Origin of the sequence: Levilactobacillus namurensis DSM 19117, assembly GCF_001434785.1 — a bacterium.
In the GTDB taxonomy this organism is placed as follows: Bacteria; Bacillota; Bacilli; order Lactobacillales; family Lactobacillaceae; genus Levilactobacillus; species Levilactobacillus namurensis.
On sequence record NZ_AZDT01000045.1, the window covers coordinates 13,166 to 35,409 of the forward strand.

Consider the following 22,244-nt stretch of genomic DNA (forward strand, 5'->3'; position numbering starts at 1 on the left):
ATGTGGAGGGAATCGTACGATGGTACTAAGTCCATTAGATATTCATAATAAAGAGTTTGGCACGAAAATGCGTGGTTACAACGTTGATGAGGTCAATGACTTCTTGGATCAAGTGATTAAGGATTACCAGATCACGCTGAACCACAACAAGGAATTGGAAGAACAGTTAGATGCTGCCAACGAAAAGTTGAAGTACTTTAACGACCTCAAAGATTCACTGAACCAATCCATCTTAGTTGCGCAGGAAGCTGCCGATAAGGTGAAAGCAAACTCCCAAAAGGAATCGGAAATTATTATCCGCGAAGCCCAAAAGCAGAGCTCTGACATTGTTTCTGAAGCCACCAACAAGGGCAATCAAATCATGAACGAGGCCTCGAAACGGGCCAAGAAGTTAGCGGTCGAAACGGATGATTTGAAGAAGAGTACCCGGGTCTTCCGGCAACGGCTTCAGGTCATGCTGGAAAGTCAGCTGGAAGTCGTCAAGTCCAATGACTGGGATAGTCTGTTAAAGGAAGGCTCCATGTCCAGCTACGAGGAAATCAAGAAGGTCGTGGGCGACCGACTTGACAAGGCTGCGGACCAAGGCGTAAACTCAGAAGCACCGCAGGTCGATGACGCGGCCGCTCAGGTGACGGAAACCCCCGTAACTGACAGTGGTGACGCGAGTCAAGAAACGGTGGTTATCTTCCCAGATAACGATCAAGAACATTACGACAAACACTAAAAATGGTCTGGAGAGACCCAACGAATTCTGAAGACTTACAGCGAATCGGGAACTGGTGGAAGCCCGAGCAGTCAGCAGGTGTTCGTCATCACTCTCCGATGCTCCGTGATTGAAGGTAGTAGGTCACGGCGGATAGCCCCGTTACGGCTTTGAGGGAAATTTTCTACATAAGATGATTTCTAAAATTGGGTGGTACCACGAACGACTTCGTCCCTTGTGACGAGGTCGTTTTTTATTTGGCGTTGATGAGAATCGTAAGGCAACGGGGATGGACCGGTGAGCTGAGGCGTAAGCTTGAGCTCACCGGTTGATCGACCGTGAGTAGAGAATATACAAGGAGGAATTGCTGGTATGCGAATTAAAGACACGCTGAACCTGGGTAAGACCAAGTTCAAGATGCGCGGTAATTTGCCGGTCAAGGAAGTTGATCGCCAAAAAGCCTGGGCAGATAACAAGTTGTATCAAGCTCGCCAGAAACTGAACGAAGGGAAACCGACCTTTATCTTACATGATGGGCCGCCGTATGCGAACGGACCTATTCACATGGGTCACGCGATGAACAAGATTTCTAAGGACATCATCGTTCGTTACAAGTCCATGAGTGGTTACCGGGCACCGTACGTTCCGGGATGGGATACCCATGGCTTGCCGATTGAACAACAGCTGACCAAGGCCGGTTATGACCGGAAAAAGATGTCCACTTCCGAATTCCGGGATCTGTGTCGGGAATACGCCTTGAAGCAAGTGGACCAGCAACGGGATGGGTTCAAGCGGTTAGGGGTCTCCGCCGATTGGGACAATCCGTACCTGACGTTGAAGCCAGAATTCGAAGCCGCTGAAGTGCGGGTCTTCGGTAAGATGGTTGAACGGGGACTGATCTACCGGGGCAAAAAGCCGGTTTACTGGTCCTGGTCTTCCGAATCCGCGATGGCGGAAGCCGAAGTGGAGTACCACGATGTGACGTCACCATCCGCTTTCTACGCGGAACAAGTGGTGGACGGTAAGGGCGTCTTAGATGACGACACTTACTTTGTGGTCTGGACCACGACGCCTTGGACGATTCCTGCTTCTGAAGGGATTACGATCGATGCCGGTATCGAATACGCAGTGGTCCAACCAGCTGGGGATGACCGGAAGTTCGTTCTGGCCAGTTCCTTAGTGGCGGAAAACGCTGAACGGTTCGGCTGGGAAGACGTACAGACGTTGAAGACGGTCATGGGTCGAGACCTGGAAAACATCACGGCACAACATCCGTTCATTGCTGACCGGAAGTTGGTCGTCATGTTAGGCGACTTTGTGACGACTGATTCCGGGACCGGGTTAGTCCACACGGCGCCAGGATTAGGGGAAGACGACTTTAACGTCGGCGCCCTTTACCACTTACCAGTGCTGGTACCCGTGGACGATAAGGGGTACATGACCGAAGAAGCTGGTCCGGACTTTAAAGGGGTCTTCTACGAAGATGCCAACCAGATTGCGCTGGACAAGTTGAAGGCGGCGAACGCCTTGCTCAAGTACATGCCTTACGAACACAGCTATCCGTTTGACTGGCGGACTAAGAAGCCGGTCATCTTCCGGGCAACGCCACAATGGTTTGCGTCCGTGGATAAGGTCCGCGATGAGATCCTTGATAACTTAAAGGACGTCAAGTTCCAACCGGATTGGGGTCAACGGCGGTTAGCCAACATGATCAAGGACCGGGGCGACTGGGTCATCTCCCGGCAACGGGTCTGGGGTGTTCCGCTGCCTATCTTCTACGCGGAAGATGGGACGCCAATCTTGGAAACAGAAACAATCAATCACGTTGCCGACCTGTTCGGCAAGTTCGGGTCGAACGTTTGGTTTGACCGGGATGCGAAGGATCTGTTACCAGAAGGCTATACCAACGAACATTCACCACATGGTCAGTTCACGAAGGAAACCGACATTATGGATGTCTGGTTCGATTCTGGGACTTCCCACCAAGGGGTCTTGGCCGAACGGGACGACTTGGTCTACCCGGCTGACCTCTACTTGGAAGGGTCAGACCAGTACCGGGGTTGGTTCAACTCCAGTCTGATCACTAGTGTTGCGGCTGAAGGGAAGGCACCTTACAAACAGGTCGTTTCACAAGGGTTCACCTTGGATAAGGATGGCCACAAGATGTCCAAGTCCTTGGGGAACACGATTGCGCCAAGTGAAATCATCAAGAAGATGGGGGCCGACATTGTCCGGCTCTGGGTCACGTCAGTGGATACGTCTGCCGATGTGCGGGTCTCAACGGAAGCCTTCGTGAAGATCTCCGATAGCTACAAGAAGCTGCGGAACACGATGCGTTATTTGTTGGCTAACACCAGTGATTTCGATCCTAAGACGGATGCTGTGGCCGTGGACGACTTGACCGCTGTTGATCGTCACATGCTCTACCGGTTGAACGAATTCACCAAGAGCGTTGAAGACCATTACGAACACTATGATTTCTTGAGCATTTACAAGGAATTGATGAACTTCGTAATTACCGAATTGTCCGCTTTCTACCTGGACTTTGCCAAGGACGTGCTGTACATTGAAGCGCAGAACAGTCCGGCCCGGCGGTCTATGCAGACGGTCTTCTACCAGATTGCGGTAACGTTGACCAAGCTGTTGACGCCAATCCTGCCACACACGACGGAAGAAATCTGGACCTTCTTGAAGGAGCCAGAAGACTTTGTCCAATTGGCGGAGATGCCAGCGGTCATGGATCTGCCAACCGTAAACGAAGTAGCTGCCGATGGGGAACCCTCAACTTGGGCCCAGTTCATGAAGCTGCGGAGTGACGTCTTGAAGGCGTTGGAAGAAGCCCGGAACGCGAAGTTGATCGGTAAGGCTGCTGAAGCCCACCTGGACCTGTACGTGAATGCGGACGTCCAAGCGATGCTGGATCAGTTGGACGTGAACGTTCAACAGATTCTGTTGGTTTCCGGTTTGGACCTGGCAACTTACGACCAGAAGCCAGCAGATGCCGTTGACTTTGGCGATGTAGCCATCAAGGTAACGCCGGCCGAGGGCCAAGAGTGTCAACGGTGCCGGTTGATCAAGCAAGATGTCGGGATTGACAGTGCTTACCCTGACTTCTGTGCGCGGTGTGCAGCCATTGTACGGGAGAACTTCCCGGAAACGGCGACGGAAGGCTTTGACGAGAAGTAAGCCTAAACCATGATTAAGTGAATCTTAACGCTTTAAGCAAAACGGGTAACTGACGCCAGTGGTGTCGGTTACCCGTTTTGACGTTGAGGGGTGCGGTTTGCGGGGATTCTGGAAAACGCGTATAATCTGCAGTATGTATGGGAAGGAGTCCAGCGAATGTTAACCGGAAAAGTAAAAAGTTATAATGAGCAACGCGGTTTTGGGTTTATTACCACCCCAGCCGATGGCGATGTTTTCGTGTACTACACGGGAATCCTGGGTGACGGGTTTCGGAAGCTTGAAGCCGGGCAAACCGTCCAGTTTGTAATCGTTCAAGGTCAACGTGGCCCGCAGGCGGCTAAAGTGACGCCAGTGGATGACACAACGAACCAGGAGGCATAACCATGGACTTAGAAGAACATGTTGAATCACGTGAAACGTTATACGACGGTGTGATCGTTAAGCTTGAACGGCAACAGGTTCGGCTCCCAAACGGTGAATCGGCGACTCGTGAGGTCGTGCACCATGTGGGGGCGGTGGGCATTCTAGCCCTGACGGACCCCGACCACATGATTTTGGAACGGCAATGGCGGGCCCCAATTGCGGCGGCCACGCTGGAGATTCCGGCGGGGAAGTTAGACGAACGGGATGCGCATAATATTGAACATGCCGTCCGGCGGGAGTTGAACGAAGAGATTCGTTACGAACCCGGAACGTTAAAGCGTATCACGGGATTCTATTCCAGTGTCGGCTTTTCTGATGAGTATATGACGCTCTTTATGGCAACGGACCTCAAGCCGGTCACCACGGAATTACCGCGAGACCAAGGCGAGAATCTGGAACTGTTGACGGTGACCAAGGCGGAGGCCCAGGCCATGATCGAGAGTGGCGAGATCAATGACGCGAAGACGATTACGGCCATTTATTACTGGCTCTTACAGAAGTAGGTGACGCCTTGTGAGTCAACATGATTGGCAGTCGGATGACGATTTACCCAAGACGCGAGCGGATTATCGCCGCGAACAAGAAGCTGCGGGACGCGAGTTTGCTGAGCGCGACCGTAAGCGCGTTGCTGTGGAGCGTAAGTATGCGCGTGAACATCCCGTTGAGGATGAACCAGAAGATGTGGGGCCTGATGAACCAACCCCCACATCTGCGGAACTAAAAGAACAACGACTGAAGCGACGGTTGAACTGGGCCATTTTTTGGTTGGTTTTAGGCATCGTGGCGGTCTTTTTGATTCTATTTTTTGTTGAATTTTAGAAGGAGTGACCAGCTGGAATGACTTTTGGAGTTATTTGTGCCATGGAAGAAGAAATCAAGGAGCTTAAGGCGGCCTTGCAAGACGAACAAACCACGAGTATTCATGGAGTGGAATTTTATCAAGGGACCATTCACGACCAGGCCGTGGTGTTAGTGCGTTCTGGAATTGGGAAAGTCGAAGCCGGGTTGACCACAGCTTTACTGATTACCCAATTTAACGTTGATGTGGTCATCAATTCTGGGTCAGCCGGGGCCTTAGCCAGCGGGTTGAAGATCGGAGACGTGGTGATTTCGACGGAAACGGCCTACCACGATGCGGACGCCCGGGCGTTCGGGTACGAATACGGCCAATTGCCACAACAACCGGCCCGGTTTACGGCTTCGAAGGACTGGGGCGACAAGTTAGAGACCGCAGCCAAGCAGACGGGACTGACCACGAAGCGTGGGTTGATCGTGACCGGTGACCAATTCTTGAATGGTCCGGCCGCTACCAAGCCCATCTTGGAACACTTCCCAGACGCGTTGTCCGGGGAAATGGAAGGCGCCGCGGTGGGCCAAGTGGCTCACCAATTCGACGTTCCTTACCTGGTCGTTCGTGCGATGTCCGATACCGCCGATAACAATTCCGGCGTTGATTTTGATGAGTTTATTATTGAGGCTGGGAAGCGTTCAGCGCAGATGTTATTAGCCCTGTTCGCCGATCAGCAGAAGTAACCTAAGGTTTAGGAGGTTTTGGGTGTGAAGGAGATTTACTTAGACAATGCGGCGACGACGCCAATGTCCCCAGCGGTTCTGGCGGAGATGACGGATAAGATGGCCAATGTCTATGGCAACGCATCGACCCTTTATGGGTTAGGTCGAGAGGCTCACACAATTATGGAGAATAGCCGACAGGTGATTGCGGACAGCATTCACGCGGCTAACGATGAAGAAATCATCTTTACCAGTGGGGGGACCGAAAGTGACAATACGGCGGTGACCCAGACGGCTTTAGCCCGTCAAGACTTGGGCAAGCACCTGATTACCACGGCCGTTGAGCACGAGGCCATCTTAAAACCCATGAAGGCTTTGGAAGCGCGCGGGTTTGACGTGACCTACCTGCCCGTAGATGAGCATGGACGCATCAGTCTAGACGACTTTAAGGCTGCCTTGCGGGATGATACCATCTTAGTCTCCATCATGATGGGGAACAACGAGGTGGGGAGCCGGATGCCGATTCATGAGATCGGTGAAATCTTAAAGGACCACCAAGCTTGGTTCCACACGGACGCAGTGCAGGCGTACGGTCTGCTTGACATCGACGTCCAACGCGACCATATCGACTTGCTATCAACGTCCGCCCATAAGCTGAACGGCCCGAAGATGATGGGCTTCCTGTACAAGCGCGAAGGCATCAACTTCCCAAGCTTTGTTAAGGGTGGCGACCAGGAGAAGAAGCGGCGGGCAGGGACCGAAAATGTCCCGGCGATTGCTGGCTTTGCCACGGCGGTCAAGGCTCTGACGCCGGAAGTCAAGGAGAAGCGTCAGCAGACGTACCACGACTTCAAGCAATACGTGGTCGATGGCCTGACCCGCGCGGGCGTTGACTTTGACGTGAACGGGTCGTTGGATGGTGAGAACTTAAACCACGTGCTGAATCTCTGGATCAAAGGGGTATCGACTTATGTCATGCAGACTAATCTGGACCTTGCCGGCATCGCGGTTTCAGGGGGTTCGGCTTGCACGGCCGGATCAATCGAGCCGTCCCACGTTCTGACCGCCATGTTTGGGGCCGACAGTCCCCGGATTGCTGAGTCGATTCGGTTGTCCTTCGGGGCGTACACCACTACGGCGGATCTCGACGCGTTTATTAAGAACGTTGCGGCAATTGTGGAACGATTAAAGCATACTAAAGGAGTGAAGTAACGTGCTCTTTCAAAAAGCTATGAAGATCGAGGGAGATACGGATACCTACGAATTGCATCCTAACGTGAAGGCTTACGCCCTAAAGGACGTGGGTTTCCAGGTGTCGAATGCCGGCAACTATACGTTGGAACGTTCCGTAGACCCGACCTCTCCTTATAATAAGAATCAGATGTTAAAGATTACGATTGCGAAGGACCTCAGTGGGTTCAAGATGGCGACGACCAACGCCTCAGGTAATCGGCGCGTCAATATCTTCAAGGGTGCGCACGCCGAGGGGAACGTGGAGCAGTATCATTTTATTCTCCAGAACCTGATGGATCGTGAAATCTTACAGAAAAAGTAGTGGGGGTTCCGCTAGTTGGCGTACCCCTGACGTTGCCACTACCTTGGCAACGTAGGAGAATGACCGTCCGTTACCTGGACTTGACCGGGTGAGGGGCGGTCATTTTGCAAACGGGGGCAGGGCCACCCGGTAAGGTGGATGATGGTCACAGCCTGTTCCTTGAAAAGTGAGGAATCTTGGAAAAGAAACACCAGGCTTGCAAAATAGGAAGCAAATGGGTACACTGATTAATACTGGACTTGTGCGACCTTCAACTCGTAGATTCTCCAGAATCTGATAGAAATGATGGTGATACCATGCAAGACAACAGCCAAACGCGCGTTGTTGTAGGTATGAGTGGTGGTGTCGATTCCTCCGTCGTGGCGTTGCGGCTTAAGCAGCAGGGTTACGACGTCGTGGGCGTCTTCATGAAGAATTGGGACGACACGGATGAGAACGGTGTCTGCACCGCTACCGAAGACTACAAGGACGTGGCCAAAGTTGCCGCTAAGATCGGGATTCCATATTACTCGGTCAACTTTGAAAAGGAGTACTGGGACCGCGTGTTCACGTACTTCTTGGATGAGTACAAGAAGGGCCGGACCCCTAATCCGGACGTTATCTGTAACAAGGAGATCAAGTTCAAGGCGTTCTTGGATTACGCTTTGGAGCTGGGTGCGGATTACATCGCAACGGGGCACTACGCGCAGTTGACGCGTGATGCCGAGGGGCATAACCACTTGCTGCGGGCCGTTGACCAGAATAAGGACCAGACCTACTTCTTGAGTCAGTTATCCGCTGAGCAGTTGGACCGGGTCATGTTCCCAATCGGGGACTTGGTCAAGAAGACGCAAGTACGGCAGATGGCCGAAGACGCCGGATTGGCCACGGCTAAGAAGCCCGATTCCATGGGCATTTGCTTCATTGGTGAAAAGGGTCAGTTCAAGGACTTCTTGAAGCAATACTTACCAGCTAAGCCCGGCAAGATGATGACCGTTGACGGTGAAGTCAAGGGTGAGCATGCTGGGTTGATGTACTACACGATTGGTCAGCGTCGGGGCTTAGGTATCGGCGGTGACGGGATCGATAACGAGCCTTGGTTCGTGATTGGCAAGGATCTGAAGCAAAACATCCTGTACGTGGGCAAGGGTTACCATAACCCGCACCTGTACGCGACGCATCTGTCTGCTTCCGACATTCACTGGGTCAACACGATCGACCGGGGTAATGACTTCCATTGCACGGCGAAGTTTCGTTACCGGCAAAAGGATACTGGTGTGACGGTTCACTTAAGTGATGACGGCCAGCAGGTCACCGTTGAGTTTGACGACCCGGCCCGGGCAATCACGCCTGGTCAGGCCGTGGTCTTCTATGACGGTAATGAGTGTTTAGGTAGCGCCATTATTGACGCTGCATACAACGCTGAGCGTCAATTACAGTTAATCTAGTCTTGAAGCATAGCCCCGTTTACGGCGATTGTCGTGAGCGGGGCTTTTCTAGTGGGAAAAGATTCTGACGGGACGCGGAGGAAGGACTTTGAAAACCAGCGAAAAACTGTCATAATATGTAAGGATTACGAAAAATTAACGTGGAAGGACGATGCCGAAGTGAAACTCTATTTTATTCGTCACGGAAAGACACAGTGGAATTTAGAAGGGCGTTTTCAGGGTGCCGGCGGTGATTCGCCCCTGTTGCCGGAAAGCTATCAGCAAATGGCCCAGGTCGGCCATTACTTGCAAGACATCCCCTTTCGGCACGCTTACGCGAGTCCTATCAAGCGCGCCCGGGTCACAGCCCAGCATGTAGTGCGGGAGTTGCATCAGCGGATTCCGTTGACGTTACTGAGTCGCTTAGAAGAATTTCACTTGGGCGCCTTAGAGGGGCAGACCTTTACGGCAATTCAGGAGCAGTACCCGACCGAACTGGATGCCTTTCGAAACCATCCGGACCGGTACGTGACGGACCGAATCGGCGGCGAGACGTTTACACAGGTGATTGACCGGATGACGCCGGCAATTCAACGCATCGTGCGCGACAATCCGCATGATGACGATAACGTGTTGATCGTCAGCCATGGTGCGGCGTTAAATGCTGAAATCAACGCCTTATTGGGAACGCCGTTAGCTGACCTGCGCAAGCGGGGCGGGATTCGCAATACTAGTGTGACGGTGTTAGAGACCCAAGACGGGCAGCACTTTGACCTGGTCGATTGGAATAATACCAGCTTCCTCACGGCGACGCCTTCCCCAACGGACACGATTTAAAGGATTGAATAAAATGACAGAAGAAAAGCAAGCGGGGCACCGAGCGGCAGCCAAGCAACGTTCGGAAGCCCTAGTCCACCGGCTGGTGCAACAGATTACCAGCCACCCGGGGGACTTTGAACCCTATTATGAATTGGCGACCGCATTGGTGGACCTGCAGTCCTACGCGCAGGCTGAAGAACTTCTGATGAAGGCTTTGGGGCTCTTCGCGGAACGTCCGGACGCCGTGGAACGGTTGCACTACGGACTAGGCAACGTCTATTACGCGGCCCAGGACTACCCTAAGGCCATTGCCCAGTTTGACCAATTGAACGCACAGCTCAAAGGGGCGGGGTATCTGATGATCGCCCAGTCGCACATGGCCAATGGCGACCATAAGCGGGCCCTGGCCTTTGCGTTGACCGCACTAGCGAGCCAACCCCAAGACCTAGCAACGTTGCAGGTCGTGGCGGAGAACCTCTTAGCGGTCGGTGATATGGCACAAGCGGGCCACTATTATGACCAGATCCTCAGCCAAGACGCGCAGAACGGTCCCGCTAACTTCGATCGGGGGCTAGTGGCGATGGTGCAGGGTGAGCCTTATGCGGCTTACTTTGCCCGGGCCAAGGCCGCTGATCCCCAGTACTACGCGAAGGGACAGAAGCGCCTGACGGAGATTGAAAAGTTTGTTGACGCACAGCGCAAGAAAAAGGAGTAACGGGTATGGCAACCGAATCTTTGGACTTATTGGCAGCGAATCAGGGAGCGCAAGCGGACTACGTCGTCGGGACGGTCAGTGCGGTCTTTTTTGCCAGTAACGACAGTTTTTACAAGGTCATGCTGATCAAGATCAGCGAGACCAGTTTAGACTGGCATGAAGACGAGATTGTGGTCACGGGAAACTTCGCTGATATCAAGGACGATGTGACTTACCGGTTTACGGGGAAAAAGGTCGAGCATCCCAAGTACGGGGTGCAGTTCCAGGCGGATAACTATCAAAACGAGACCCCAACGTCGCGGAGTGGGGTCATCGCTTACTTAAGTGGTGAGGACTTTCCGGGGCTGGGGAAGAAGACGGCCACGAAGATCGTGGATGCGTTAGGCCCCGACGCAATCGAGAAGATCTTAAATGATCATCACGTGTTAACCGGATTGGGCCTGTCTGAGAAGGTCACGCAGACACTGATCAATCAGTTGCAGACCAATAATGGCATGGAACAGATTATTATTGGGCTCAACGGGTACGGTTTCGGGAGCACATTAGCGGCGGCCATTTATAACCGGTATCAGGAGAAGACTCTGGACGTGATCCACGAGAATCCTTACCAGTTAGCCGAAGATATTACTGGAGTCAGCTTCAAGCGGGCCGACCAGATTGCCACGCAATTGGGGTACGCCCCGGACCGGCCGGAGCGGATTCGCGCGGGACTCTTACAGACCCTACGCGACTTATCCGTGGCGAACGGCGATACCTACACCACCGCCAAGCCGTTGTTGACGCAGACGCTGAGTCTCTTGGAGAACAGCCGCAACGTTCGGTTACAACCCCAACTGCTAGCGGATCAACTGCTGACGCTAGCCAAGCAGCAGAAGGTCGTGGGGGATGAGCAACGAATCTACCTAAAGCCGTTGTATGATGCGGAGTGGCAGATTGCCGAACACCTGAACCGGCTGTTGCAAGCGGATCAAGATCCCGCAGAAAAGTTTAATGAAGCAGCAATTCGTAAGCAGTTACGCATTGTCGAGAAGCAGTTGTCCATCGTCTACGATGATTCTCAGACGGCGGCGTTGATCGCGGCGATTCAGGCCAAGGTCATGTTGCTGACCGGGGGGCCGGGGACCGGGAAGACCACCATTATTCGGGGGCTGGTCCAGTTGTACGCACGGCTCAACGAATTGTCGTTAGATATTAATCAATATAAAGAAAAACCATTTCCAATTCTATTGGCAGCGCCCACCGGCCGCGCGGCTAAGCGCATGAGTGAGACCACCGGATTACCCGCCAGCACGATTCACCGCCTGTTAGGGTTAACCGGGCGGGAGGACGACCTAGACGCTGCCACGACTAAGGACCTCGAGGGGGGACTCTTGATCATCGATGAGACGTCGATGGTCGACGTTTCCCTGATGAAGGTGCTGTTGCGTGCGGTTCCTGTGGGGATGCAAGTGGTCTTAGTCGGCGATAAGGACCAGCTGCCTTCCGTGGGACCGGGCCAGGTCTTTCACGACCTCCTCGATAGTCCTCATCTGAGTAAGATTCAGTTGGATACGATTTACCGGCAGGGGGATGGGTCGTCGATCATTCCTTTGGCTCACGCCATCAAGAACGGGCAACTGCCAGCGGATTTCACACAGAATCAAAAGGACCGGTCGTTTATCGCTTGTCACGCGAACCAGGTCGGGTCGGTGATCGACCAGATCGTGGCTAAAGCTCACCAAAAGGGATTCACGGCGGCGGATATTCAGGTCTTAGCCCCGATGTACCGCGGCGTCGCGGGAATCGATCGGTTGAACCAAATCTTACAGGAAATCTTGAATCCCAAGACCCGCGCGCAGCAAAAGGAAGTCGACTTTCGGCAACAGAAGTTCCGCATCGGTGACAAGGTCTTGCACCTGGTCAACAGTCCGGAAAACAACGTCTTCAATGGCGACATTGGGACCATTACGGGAATCGACTTGGCTAAGGCACCGCATAGTAAGGTTAAGAGCGACCAGTTGACGATTGCGTTCGAGCAGACCGAAGTGACGTACGCGCGTAACGATTGGAACCGGCTCACACTGGCTTATTGTATGTCGATCCACAAGTCTCAAGGGTCGGAGTTTAAGTTAGTGATTCTCCCGATGGTCAACCAGTATAGCCGAATGTTGCAACGGAACTTGCTATATACGGCGGTCACGCGGGCAGCCGATATGCTGATTCTGATTGGTGAACCCCAAGCCTTTCGGACCTGTGTTGAGAACCTGTCGGTCAACCGGCACACCACGTTGACGGCCCGGATTCAAGCGGTCTTGGCGCCAGATCAACCGGCCAAGTCAGATTCCGAAGCGACGACTGAAGAATCTGAGTCAACGGTGGCGGATCCTTCGGCGACACCGAAGACGCCTACAACGCCAGAACCGGCAGCGACCGCCACGCCGACGCCTGACTACCGGTTGACGCCCCAATTAGTTTTAACGGGCGGCATCGATCCCATGATTGGGATGCAGGGGGTAACCCCCCAACAATTTATGAGGAAGCGCTAAAAGTGTTCGGTAAATCGTTGCGTTTCCTGGCTGAAATTGCGATAATAAAAGCAAGTAAGACTTCATGAACGCAGTTAGAACTTTAGGAGGCTGTTATGTCAGAACAGGTCGAAGCGGGTAAATTGAAAGTATTTGCCCTGAACTCGAATCGTCCCTTAGCCGAAAAGATTGCCCAGGCAGCTGGCGTTGAATTAGGAAAGGCGACAATTAAGCATTTTAGTGACGGTGAGATTCAAATCAGTATCGACGAGAGTATCCGGGGGGATGAACTGTTTTTGATTCAGTCCGTCTCGGATCCCGTTAATACGAATTTGATGGAGCTGTTGATCATGGTCGACGCTGCACGGCGGGCCAGTGCGGAGAAGATCAACGTGGTCATTCCGTACTACGGCTACTCGCGGGCTGACCGTAAGGCGCGTTCCCGTGAACCCATTACGGCGAAGTTAGTCGCTTCCATGTTACAGATGGACGGGGTGGATCGGGTGATTGCCCTAGACTTGCACGCAGCCCAATTACAAGGATTCTTCGATATTCCGGTCGACCACTTACAGAGTGACCGGTTGCTGGCGAGCTACTTTGAAAGCCGGTCCGAGTTAACGGCGGACAACACGGTCGTGGTAGCACCGGATCATGCTGGTGTGAGTCGGGCCCGGCGGTTAGCTGAGCTGTTGGGGACCCCCATCGCCATCATTGATAACCGGAGTGAGACGGAGAATGCCGCGCACCCAGAAGCCGTGATTGGGAGCGTTCAAGGCAAGCACGCCATCTTAGTTGATGACATTATTGACACGGCGGTTCGGATTACGGTGGCCGCAGGGGCTTTGAAGAAGGCTGGCGCGGCGGACGTCTTTGCCTGTGCCACGCACCCAGTTCTTTCGGGGGATGCGACGCAACGGATTAACGATTCCGAGTTGGAAAAGGTGGTCGTCACCGATTCGATTCAGATTCCTGAAGAAAAGCAAAGCGATAAGTTCGAAATCATGTCCGTTGACCAGTTATTTGGTCGGGCCATCAATCTGATTTATCACGAACAGCCAGTGGATCAACTCTTCCGCTCGCCAATTCAAAAGCAACAGCAGTAATGATTCAGACGTTTTTTTGGGGGGCTCCGATAGGGGTGCCCCTTTTTTAGTGGGGTGAGGATTTGCAAGCAAGACGGGTAGCAGGACAAACGGATATTGGCGATTATCTCAAGGCAACGGCTTGTACTTTGGTGATGATCCAGTCGGTACTGGGTTTTGGGATGGCGCAAGCTCCCACGGCGGGTCAGCAGTGGGGGATGGGCCTGGTTTACGATGCCGTGAAGTTCACGGCGCCAGCCTTCATCTTCGGCATCCTGTATACGATTCTGCGCCATTATCGGGACCGGCCGGCCTGGGCCTACCGGGACTATTACCAGCAGCAGTGGCACGCCATGTTCGTGCCGACCATTTGGTGGACGCTAGCCTATCTGGTGGTGATTCCCCAAGTTCAGGAGCACCAAGCCTACCACGATGTCCGGAGTTTTCTGTGGCAGTTCGTTAACGGAAATGCGGCGCCTCACCTCTGGTATAACAGCATGATGCTCCAGTTCATCATTGTGATGCCCGCTTTTTGGTGGCTGGCTCGGTGGTGTGGGACGCAAGCCCGTCGCTCCTGGTGGGCCTTGGGGGTGACGTTTGTCGTGTACGCCGCTTGGTTAGCGGCCTTTCCGCACTTCACGACGTACTTAGTCGACCGGATCTGTCTAAGCTTCCTGCCGTACGGAGTGGCCGGGACCTTGGCTAGTGGTGGGACCCGGTGGACGCAATGGCTCGACCGGTATCGGTGGGGGCTATTGGCGGTTGTGGCGGGTGCTTACGGGTGGCTGACCTGGCAATTGATTGACCGGGGGCTTCCCGTTCAGTTGGCCGACGCCAGCTACTATCAGTGGTCGGCAACGCTGTATTCGTTCGCGATTATTTTGCTGATTGCGCTGGTGGGCTTCCGACAGATCAGTCGTTGGGGGCGCACCGTCAACTGGATGCACTGGCTGGCGACTTACGCCTACCGGGCATTCTTAGGTCACGTTTTTTGGCTGACGCTGCTCTGGTCGCTCACCACGGCCTGGCCGCTGGTTCCCCGGATGCTGACCTGTTATTTGGGGACCTGGTTACTGGCCTTTGCCTTAGCGTACGGGATGCATTGGGCCTGGTCGGCTGTTAAATTAGGGTTTCAAAAAAGCTTGTCCCGGTAAGGACAAGCTTTTTTCATGACTTAATTGGTGGCTTGCTTGGCGTGGTGGTCGTAATCTAACCGTCGCTCGAGCCAGTTTTGTCCCGCCGTCAGGACGACACAACACAGCCAGTAGAGAATGGCAATCGTGATGTAGATGGTCATGTAGTCCTGATTGGCGCCCGCAACGATCTTGGCTTGCATGAACATTTCGGAGACCGTGATCATGGCCGCTAGCGATGTGCTTTTAAACATATCGAGCAGGATGTTCCCAAGCGCCGGTAACCCGATTCGGAGAGCCTGGGGCAAGATGATGTAGCGGATGACCTTGGGGTAAGAGAGGCCTAAGGAATAGGCGGCTTCGTACTGACCAGGGTCGATGCCCATAAAGGCGGACCGAAAGACTTCGGAGACGAACGCCGAGGAGACCACCGTAAACGAGATGATCGCCGCCGGCAGGGCGTTTGCGCCGAACCCAAAGTAGACAATGAAGAGCACTACTAACATGGGCACCCCGCGCATGAATGAAATGTAGCACCGCGCGATGCCGTGCAGCAGGCGCCAATGACTGAGTTGGGCCAACGTTAAGAAGAGTCCGAGAATCAGCGCACAGAGAAAGGCTACGGCTGTCAGGTACACCGACATCGGTAGCCCCCTTAGAATCTGGGGTACCGAGGACCAAGCAAGCGGGGCGTTAAAGAACCCCGGAATGGTAAAGTCATGGAGCATGGTGTCCGCCCCCTAACCAGTTATTGGCCGTTGTACTGTGACTTGATCTTGAAGTTCTTGGAGATGTGAACCTTGGGCTGCTGGGTGACGTCGGCCCCATAGTATTTGACGGCCAGCTTCTTGATGGTCCCGTTCTTCAACAGCACCTTGACCTCTTTGTCGATCTGGTGCCGCAGAGCGGTGTTGTCCTTCTTCATCAACATGCCGACACCACTACCGTCATCGCTAGTGGTGAAGTATAGCCCTTTGGCGATGTGCAACTGGCTGTTCGGCGTTGCGGCCAGAGCCAATTTTTGCAGGTAATAGTCGTTCATGATGAAGTCGGTCTTGCCATTCTTGACGTCGCGCATGTAGACGTCGTTGGAGACGTTGTCGTAGTTGACCAACTTCGCACCTAGCTGTTGGGCCAGACGTTGGTAATTGGTTCCCGCTTCACCGGCTGCCTTCTTCCCCTTGATGTCTGCCCAGGAGTGAATTCCGGAATCGTTCTTATCCCGGACGACCAGACTACTGAAGGAGTGCTTATAGACTGTCGATAAGGCGAAGTCCTTCTTCCGAGCGGGAGACAGGCCAAAATCGTTTGCGGCGATGTCAGCCTTTCCCGTCTTGACCGCAGTCAATTGGCCGTCCACGCCGAGTTCTTTGAATTCGACTTTCTTGTGGAGCCCCTTGGCCACCGCTTTGACCACTTCGACGTCAAAGCCCGTTAACTTCTTGGACTTTGGATCATGAAACGACGTCGGGTAGAGTGTCCCGGAGGTCGCCACGATAAGCGTCTTTTTCTTTGTTGCCTGTTGAGCCGTTGTCTGAGTCGAGGATTTCCCGCAACCAACGAGTCCCGCACTCAGTACCATGCTCAAACCTAACCCTAAAACCAACCATTTTTTCGTCTTATTCATCAAATTTTCAGTCCCTTCGGAGTTTGTGATTTAAGACTTTTTAAGTATAACGACTTGAAAACGGTTTTACAACCAGGTAAGGTAAATCCAAGTAGGTGACTTACATAAAATTAGTGGTATCATCATAGGAGGTCGTTTTTTTATGACAGTGACAGATTGGGTCGGCACACCGGCACTCACTTGGGCGCGGAGAATTCGTGAAGGGGCGGTAACCAGCCAAGAACTGATTGCGGCGGCGTTTGCGGAGATCGACCGGCAGAATCCAGAGTTAAACGCGGTCATCACCACGCGTAAGGCGCAGGCCATGGCCGAGGCAGCCGCTCAGACGGATACGGGCCAACCATTTTTGGGAGTCCCGTTGCTGTTAAAGGGGTTGGGTCAGCAGCTTAAGGGGGAGTCGAGTACCAGTGGGTCGCGCCTCTTAGCGCATAACGTGGCCACGGAGACCAGCTTCTTCGTGCGGGCGTTACAGCAAGCGGGCTTCATTGTGATTGGTCAGACCAACTTCCCGGAATTTGGGTTTAAAAACATTACGGATGCCCAACTCTATGGCCCGGCCCGGAATCCTTGGAACTTAGACTACCAACCTGGTGGTTCTTCTGGGGGTGCTGGGGCCAGTGTGGCCGCGGGATTCGTCCCGATTGCGGCCGGTAGTGACGGGGGCGGGTCCATTCGGATTCCGTCGTCTTGGTCGGGAACGATTGGATTGAAGCCCACGCGGGGCCGAGTTCCGGTCGGTCCCAGTGATTGGCGGTCGTGGCAGGGGGCGGCGATTGATTTTGCGTTGACCCGGTCGATTGCCGATACGGCGGCCTTGCTGGACAGCCTACAGACTCTCCAGCCCGCGGCGGTCTTTCAGACGCCACTGGAACAGCCAGGGTTTGCGGCGCAACTTTCGCAGAAATGCCGACCCGGTGTGATTGGCTTCTCTACCGTTTCACCAGTGGGAACGCCGGTTAGCCCGACGGCAGTGGCAGCGGTTCGAGACGCGGCTCAGTTCTTAGAAGAACAGGGTTACGCCGTGGAAGAAGTGAAGATCCCCGTAGATGGCGTGGCCTTAATGGAGAGCTATTACACCATGAACGCGGGTGAAACGGCGGCGTTCATGAGTCAACTGGCTGCGAGCTTGCAGCGTAAGCTGACGGTTGATGATATGGAGTTGCTGACCTGGGCGTTGTACCAGACGGGGCTTAAGACGAGTGCCGCCGAATACAGTCTAGCGTTGGCGCAGTGGGATCAGGCGGCTTGGCAGATGGCCCAACTCCATGCCCAGTACCCAGTGATCCTAACGCCGACGACGGCTTGGCCGGCGCCTAAGGTGGGGGATTCGCTGGTGTCGCCCGAACACGTTGCGAAGATGCAAGACATTGCTAGTTTGAGCCCGGCAGCCCAAAAGCAGCTGATTTATGATCAGTGGCTACCGGCACTGACCCGGTCTCCCTTTACCCAGCAGGCGAACTTAACGGGGGAGCCCGCCATTAGTTTGCCGACGGCGGTGACGCCTGAGGGCTTACCCCTGGGCATCCAGTTCAACGCGGCTAAGGGTCAAGAAGCGGTCTTGTTACAACTTGGGGCTTTATTCGAACGAGCGAACAAGTTAAAATGGTTACACACAACTAAATTGTAGTGAGGAGATAGGATTTTGAGAGGAAAGCATTTTGGTATCTTACTAGGATTGACCCTGCTGGTCGTGGGGGGATTGGCGGCTTGCGGCAAATCTAATTCGTCGTCTTCGTCGTCAACCAAGCTAGCGGCTGATCAATCCGTTAAGTTGTCTGCCAAGTCAGAGGTGACGACCTTGGACGTTTCTAAGGCGGCTGATTCAACCAGTCTGACCATGCTCTACCACACCCAAGAGGGATTGTTTCGGTTAGGCAAGGATGAAAAGCTGATCAACGCTTTGGCAACCAAGACCACGGTGTCCAATGGGGGCAAGCGCTACGTGTTTGATCTGCGGAAGACTAACCACTGGAACGACGGGAAGCCCGTTACGGCGCACGACTTTGTCTATTCGTGGCGGCGAACGGTGAACCCCAAGACGGCTTCTGAGTACGCCTATTTGATGGCCGGTGTGAAGAACTTTGATCAGATTCAAAACGGAAAATTGGCACCGTCCCAATTAGGGGTCAAGGCGTTAGGGGATTATCGCCTAGAAGTCACGTTGAGTAAACCCGTGGCGTACTTCAAACTCTTGCTGGCCTTCCCAACTTTCTTCCCGCAAGAAGAATCCGTGGTGACTAAGGAAGGTAGTCATTATGGTCATTCCAGCAGTGCGACGGCTTACGATGGTCCGTTCAAGATGACCAAGTGGCAAGGCACGTCGCAGAACTGGACGTTAGTGAAGAACCCTAAGTTCTGGGACAAGCGGCAGATTCATCTGAACAAGCTGAACTTCCAGGTCGTGGCGGACCCAGCAACGGGTCTCAGCCTCTTCCAGAAGAAGTCCTTGGATGCCACGACGCTGGACGGGACTCAAGTGGCGAACCTGAAGAATAACCCTAACCTGAAGACCTACGTTGGGGGGACCACGTACTACATGCAGATGAACCAAAAGCGAGTTAAGGCCTTGAAGAATCTGAAGGTCCGGCAAGCCCTGTCCCTGGCAATCGATAAAAAGCAGCTGGCCAGTCACGTCTTAAGAGACGGGTCCAAGGCACCGCTAGGCTTTGTATCCCAGAACCTGACGCGTAACCCCAAGACCAAAGCTGACTTTGCCCGGGATGCTTACGTTAAGCAGGGGGTAGCCTACGACCTGCCCCAGGCTAAGAAGCTGATGAAGGCGGGGCTAAAGGCCACCGGGACCAAGAAGTTGACGTTAACTTTACTGAGTGATGATTTACCAGGAACCAAGACGGTCGCACAGTATCTGCAGGCCGAATTGAACAAGTTACCCAACGTGAAGATCACGCTCAACTCGCTGCCCTATAAGACGCGGCTGAGTCGGTCGAACGCCGGGAATTTTGATCTGGTCATCTCTAGTTGGGGTGCTGACTTCGCGGATCCCATCAACTTCTTATCGTTGATGAGTACTGGCAATACCAATAACAATGGTGGGTTTAGTGATGCGCAGTACGACGCCGCCATTCAAAAGTCGGAGAATCAGGATGCCAACCGGCCAACTGCCCGCTACCAGGACTTGGTCACGGCTGAGAAGCGACTGATGACCCAACAAGGGGTCGTACCGTTGTATCAACCAGCCACTGTTGAGTTGTGGAACGCTAAAGTGAGCGGCTACGTCTGGAACCCAGCGGGGATGAGTCGGGGTTACCAGTGGATGGAAGTTCACCAGTAAACTCTAGCCCAGAACCTAAAGATTAATGAAAACATGATGAAAAGCCACGCGGTGTTGACCGGGTGGCTTTTTGGTTGCCTAGAAATGAAAACGCTTGCTAACATTTTTGAAATCACAATTGAAATTCATTATGGAACATGTTATACCTAAAGTAGGGTTTATGAAAACGAATACATAAAATGTTTATCACGTAGGTTGGAGGATGACGATATGCAATTAGACGAAATTTTGACGGAACAACGTAATCACCGTTCGACCCATATTGATCGGGAATCGACACTGGATATGGTGGCCACGATTAATCGGGAAGATCAGCGGGTAGCCCGGGCGGTACAGAAACAATTGCCCCAGATTGCCGCGGCCATTGATGCGGCGTATCCCAAGTTTGATCAGGGCGGTCGGTTGATTTACGTGGGTGCCGGCACGTCCGGTCGCTTAGGCGTCATCGACGCTACCGAATTACAGCCCACTTACGGGTTAACGGCCCAACAGACGTTTGGGCTGATTGCGGGGGGCCAAGCAGCTTTGACCCAGACCGTCCAGTCAGCGGAGGATTCACCGGAACTTGCCCAGACTGATTTGGAAGCGGTTAACATTACGGCGGACGATATCGTGATTGCTAGTGCGGCCTCTGGTCAGACGCCGTACACGGTAGCCGCGTTACGGTATGCGCAGGCGCAAGGGGCCTTAGGCATTGGGTTCTCGTGCATCGCCGATAGTGAACTCGCCGAATTGGCGGATTATCCGATCACGCCCGTTGTGGGGCCGGAAGTCATTACGGGGGCGACCCTGTTGAAGGCGGGAACGGCCGAGAAGATGGTGTTGAACATGCTGTCTACGGGGATCATGATCAAGTCCGGGAAAGTCTACCAGAACCTGATGATCAACGTGGTCCCGACCAATGATAAGACTTTAGAGCGGGCCAAGAAGATCATTGCGGAAGCGACCCAGACGTCTACACTGGCCGCTGAGCGGGCGTTAGCGCGTTCGGGGAATAATGTTCCGTTAGCCATTGTGCTAATTGAGACCAAGGGCACCATCGCGGATGCCAAGGAGTTATTGGCCACCACTAACGGTCACGTTTCGCAGGCCGTGAAATTAAGTGACGACCGCCACTAGCCCTAGTGAATCGCTTGACCGGTCCGCACCAATTCCTTTATACTTTAGACTAGGTATTGAGTAGAAAGGAATGGGACAAGTTTATGTATGTAGCAGATGAAAAACGGTACGAGAAGATGCCGATTCGCCGAGCAGGCAATACCGGTTTTCAACTACCGGCAATTTCTTTTGGCATGTGGCATAGTTTTGGTGAAAGTGCCAACTATGCGGATACGCGAGACATCATTTTAAAGGCGTTCGATGCGGGCATCTTCAGCTTCGATAACGCGGCGAACTACGGTCCGGGAACTGGTGAAGCGGAACGGCTATTCGGGCAGGTCTTTGCCCGGGAACTGAAACCTTACCGTGACGAACTCGTGATTACCACGAAGGCCGGGTTCCATATGTGGCCTGGACCTTATGGCCAGATGAGCTCCCGTAAGGCACTGATTGCCTCATTGGACCAATCGCTGGAACGGATGGGCTTGGACTACGTTGACGTGTACTACAGTCACCGGTTCGATCCGGAGACGTCACCCGAAGAGACGGCCGTTGCGTTAAACGACATTGTTCGCCAAGGGAAGGCGCTCTACGTGGGGATTTCCAACTACACGGCCCCACAAGCGGCGGCCATGATCAAGATCTTCAAGGATCTGCACACGCCGTTCGTGGCGGACCAGGTCTCCTACAATATGTTGAACCAAAAGGCCAACCAGGACGGCCTGTTTGACGAGATGCGCCGGAACAACGCCGGGGTCATTGCGTATGGTCCGTTAGCGGAAGGTCTACTGACGGATAAGTACCTAGATGGGATTCCCGATGACGTGAACATTCACTGGTCCAGCCAATATGTCTTGGATCAGGGACGGGATAAAGTGGCCCAAAAGCTGGTCGCTTTGAACAAGATTGCGCAGAGTCGGGGGCAGAAGCTCTCCCACATGGCGTTAGCTTGGTTACTCCATGATTCCGTAGTGACGAGTGTGATTACGGGGGCTTCCAAGCCAGAACACTTGTACGAAAACGTCAAGGCTGTACAGAATCTGAAATTTGATCCTGAAGAATTAGCCGCTATTGACCAAATTTTGAAAGCTTAATTGAACTTGAAACAGTCTAAGATTAGCTCTGTAAAACTCTGTACTAGTCCCTGTCAAGTTGACAGATGAAATAATATAATTCTCGGACGTAACTT

General features: G+C 53.4%; 20 protein-coding genes. 18 read left to right on the forward strand and 2 right to left on the reverse strand.

Going from position 1 to position 22,244, the window contains the following annotated elements:
• The first annotated feature begins 19 nt into the window (after positions 1–19).
• The 14 genes from FD30_RS07155 to FD30_RS07220 all read left to right on the forward strand — a co-directional run bounded on the left by FD30_RS07155 (position 20) and on the right by FD30_RS07220 (position 15,059).
• Complete coding sequence (locus tag FD30_RS07155; RefSeq protein WP_024746066.1) at positions 20–724, forward strand: DivIVA domain-containing protein; 705 nt, start codon at positions 20–22, stop codon at positions 722–724.
• Positions 725–1,075: 351 nt separating this feature from the next.
• Complete coding sequence (gene ileS / locus FD30_RS07160) at positions 1,076–3,889, forward strand: isoleucine--tRNA ligase (RefSeq protein WP_056944465.1); 2,814 nt, start codon at positions 1,076–1,078, stop codon at positions 3,887–3,889.
• A gap of 156 nt (positions 3,890–4,045) precedes the next feature.
• Complete coding sequence (locus FD30_RS07165) at positions 4,046–4,270, forward strand: cold-shock protein (RefSeq protein WP_056944466.1); 225 nt, start codon at positions 4,046–4,048, stop codon at positions 4,268–4,270.
• A 2-nt stretch (positions 4,271–4,272) separates the two neighbouring features.
• Positions 4,273–4,815, forward strand: coding sequence for an NUDIX hydrolase (locus tag FD30_RS07170; protein ID WP_056944467.1), 543 nt, complete (start codon positions 4,273–4,275; stop codon positions 4,813–4,815).
• A 10-nt stretch (positions 4,816–4,825) separates the two neighbouring features.
• On the forward strand, positions 4,826–5,131 hold the full coding sequence (locus FD30_RS07175) for a hypothetical protein (RefSeq protein ID WP_056944468.1): 306 nt from the start codon (positions 4,826–4,828) through the stop codon (positions 5,129–5,131).
• A gap of 18 nt (positions 5,132–5,149) precedes the next feature.
• Positions 5,150–5,845: a 5'-methylthioadenosine/adenosylhomocysteine nucleosidase gene (locus tag FD30_RS07180; protein ID WP_024746071.1), complete on the forward strand. Its 696-nt coding sequence runs from the start codon at positions 5,150–5,152 to the stop codon at positions 5,843–5,845.
• Positions 5,846–5,869: 24 nt separating this feature from the next.
• Positions 5,870–7,036, forward strand: a complete 1,167-nt coding sequence (locus FD30_RS07185; protein ID WP_056944469.1) for a cysteine desulfurase family protein — start codon at positions 5,870–5,872, stop codon at positions 7,034–7,036.
• A 1-nt stretch (position 7,037) separates the two neighbouring features.
• Positions 7,038–7,379: a DUF1831 domain-containing protein gene (locus tag FD30_RS07190; RefSeq protein ID WP_024746073.1), complete on the forward strand. Its 342-nt coding sequence runs from the start codon at positions 7,038–7,040 to the stop codon at positions 7,377–7,379.
• A gap of 296 nt (positions 7,380–7,675) precedes the next feature.
• Positions 7,676–8,806, forward strand: coding sequence for a tRNA 2-thiouridine(34) synthase MnmA (gene mnmA, locus FD30_RS07195; RefSeq protein WP_024746074.1), 1,131 nt, complete (start codon positions 7,676–7,678; stop codon positions 8,804–8,806).
• Positions 8,807–8,965: 159 nt separating this feature from the next.
• The gene (locus tag FD30_RS07200; RefSeq protein WP_147000030.1) at positions 8,966–9,622 is read left to right on the forward strand and encodes a histidine phosphatase family protein; all 657 of its coding nucleotides are present in this window, start codon (positions 8,966–8,968) and stop codon (positions 9,620–9,622) included.
• Positions 9,623–9,635: 13 nt separating this feature from the next.
• Positions 9,636–10,319, forward strand: coding sequence for a tetratricopeptide repeat protein (locus FD30_RS07205; RefSeq protein WP_024746076.1), 684 nt, complete (start codon positions 9,636–9,638; stop codon positions 10,317–10,319).
• 5 nt (positions 10,320–10,324) lie between these two features.
• Entirely contained in the window at positions 10,325–12,844 is a 2,520-nt protein-coding gene (gene recD2 / locus FD30_RS07210) for an SF1B family DNA helicase RecD2 (protein ID WP_056944470.1), read from the forward strand.
• A gap of 95 nt (positions 12,845–12,939) precedes the next feature.
• Positions 12,940–13,926 carry a ribose-phosphate diphosphokinase gene (locus FD30_RS07215; protein WP_056944471.1) on the forward strand — a complete coding sequence of 329 codons (987 nt, stop codon included), beginning with the start codon at positions 12,940–12,942 and terminating at the stop codon, positions 13,924–13,926.
• 62 nt (positions 13,927–13,988) lie between these two features.
• Complete coding sequence (locus tag FD30_RS07220; RefSeq protein WP_056944472.1) at positions 13,989–15,059, forward strand: acyltransferase; 1,071 nt, start codon at positions 13,989–13,991, stop codon at positions 15,057–15,059.
• 20 nt (positions 15,060–15,079) lie between these two features.
• Here the strand turns inward: FD30_RS07220 and FD30_RS07225 are convergent, their stop codons facing one another.
• Together FD30_RS07225 and FD30_RS07230 are read right to left on the reverse strand one after the other, a co-directional pair.
• The gene (locus FD30_RS07225) at positions 15,080–15,766 is read right to left on the reverse strand and encodes an amino acid ABC transporter permease (RefSeq protein ID WP_056944473.1); all 687 of its coding nucleotides are present in this window, start codon (positions 15,764–15,766) and stop codon (positions 15,080–15,082) included.
• Positions 15,767–15,786: 20 nt separating this feature from the next.
• On the reverse strand, positions 15,787–16,665 hold the full coding sequence (locus tag FD30_RS07230; protein WP_056944474.1) for a transporter substrate-binding domain-containing protein: 879 nt from the start codon (positions 16,663–16,665) through the stop codon (positions 15,787–15,789).
• A gap of 142 nt (positions 16,666–16,807) precedes the next feature.
• Between FD30_RS07230 and FD30_RS07235 the strand changes: the two genes are divergently transcribed.
• The 4 genes from FD30_RS07235 (at position 16,808) to FD30_RS07250 (ending at position 22,149) form a co-directional block, all read left to right on the forward strand.
• Positions 16,808–18,292 carry an amidase gene (locus tag FD30_RS07235; RefSeq protein ID WP_056944475.1) on the forward strand — a complete coding sequence of 495 codons (1,485 nt, stop codon included), beginning with the start codon at positions 16,808–16,810 and terminating at the stop codon, positions 18,290–18,292.
• A 15-nt stretch (positions 18,293–18,307) separates the two neighbouring features.
• Entirely contained in the window at positions 18,308–19,957 is a 1,650-nt protein-coding gene (locus FD30_RS07240; protein ID WP_056944476.1) for a peptide ABC transporter substrate-binding protein, read from the forward strand.
• Positions 19,958–20,167: 210 nt separating this feature from the next.
• A complete protein-coding gene (murQ, locus tag FD30_RS07245) occupies positions 20,168–21,076 on the forward strand; it encodes an N-acetylmuramic acid 6-phosphate etherase (RefSeq protein ID WP_056944477.1) in 909 nt (302 codons plus the stop codon).
• 83 nt (positions 21,077–21,159) lie between these two features.
• Positions 21,160–22,149, forward strand: a complete 990-nt coding sequence (locus FD30_RS07250) for an aldo/keto reductase (protein WP_056944478.1) — start codon at positions 21,160–21,162, stop codon at positions 22,147–22,149.
• The last annotated feature ends 95 nt before the right edge of the window (positions 22,150–22,244 follow it).

Bases quoted from the DNA above. Each gene is read 5' to 3' on its own strand.
- FD30_RS07180 (WP_024746071.1), top strand. From the start codon at position 5,150: ATGACTTTTGGAGTTATTTGTGCCATGGAAGAAGAAATCAAGGAGCTT.
- ileS (WP_056944465.1), top strand. From the start codon at position 1,076: ATGCGAATTAAAGACACGCTGAACCTGGGTAAGACCAAGTTCAAGATG.
- FD30_RS07165 (WP_056944466.1), top strand. From the start codon at position 4,046: ATGTTAACCGGAAAAGTAAAAAGTTATAATGAGCAACGCGGTTTTGGG.
- FD30_RS07235 (WP_056944475.1), top strand. From the start codon at position 16,808: ATGACAGTGACAGATTGGGTCGGCACACCGGCACTCACTTGGGCGCGG.
- FD30_RS07205 (WP_024746076.1), top strand. From the start codon at position 9,636: ATGACAGAAGAAAAGCAAGCGGGGCACCGAGCGGCAGCCAAGCAACGT.
- murQ (WP_056944477.1), top strand. From the start codon at position 20,168: ATGCAATTAGACGAAATTTTGACGGAACAACGTAATCACCGTTCGACC.
- FD30_RS07225 (WP_056944473.1), bottom strand. From the start codon at position 15,766: ATGCTCCATGACTTTACCATTCCGGGGTTCTTTAACGCCCCGCTTGCT.
- FD30_RS07170 (WP_056944467.1), top strand. From the start codon at position 4,273: ATGGACTTAGAAGAACATGTTGAATCACGTGAAACGTTATACGACGGT.
- FD30_RS07230 (WP_056944474.1), bottom strand. From the start codon at position 16,665: ATGAATAAGACGAAAAAATGGTTGGTTTTAGGGTTAGGTTTGAGCATG.
- recD2 (WP_056944470.1), top strand. From the start codon at position 10,325: ATGGCAACCGAATCTTTGGACTTATTGGCAGCGAATCAGGGAGCGCAA.
- FD30_RS07215 (WP_056944471.1), top strand. From the start codon at position 12,940: ATGTCAGAACAGGTCGAAGCGGGTAAATTGAAAGTATTTGCCCTGAAC.
- FD30_RS07250 (WP_056944478.1), top strand. From the start codon at position 21,160: ATGTATGTAGCAGATGAAAAACGGTACGAGAAGATGCCGATTCGCCGA.
- mnmA (WP_024746074.1), top strand. From the start codon at position 7,676: ATGCAAGACAACAGCCAAACGCGCGTTGTTGTAGGTATGAGTGGTGGT.
- FD30_RS07155 (WP_024746066.1), top strand. From the start codon at position 20: ATGGTACTAAGTCCATTAGATATTCATAATAAAGAGTTTGGCACGAAA.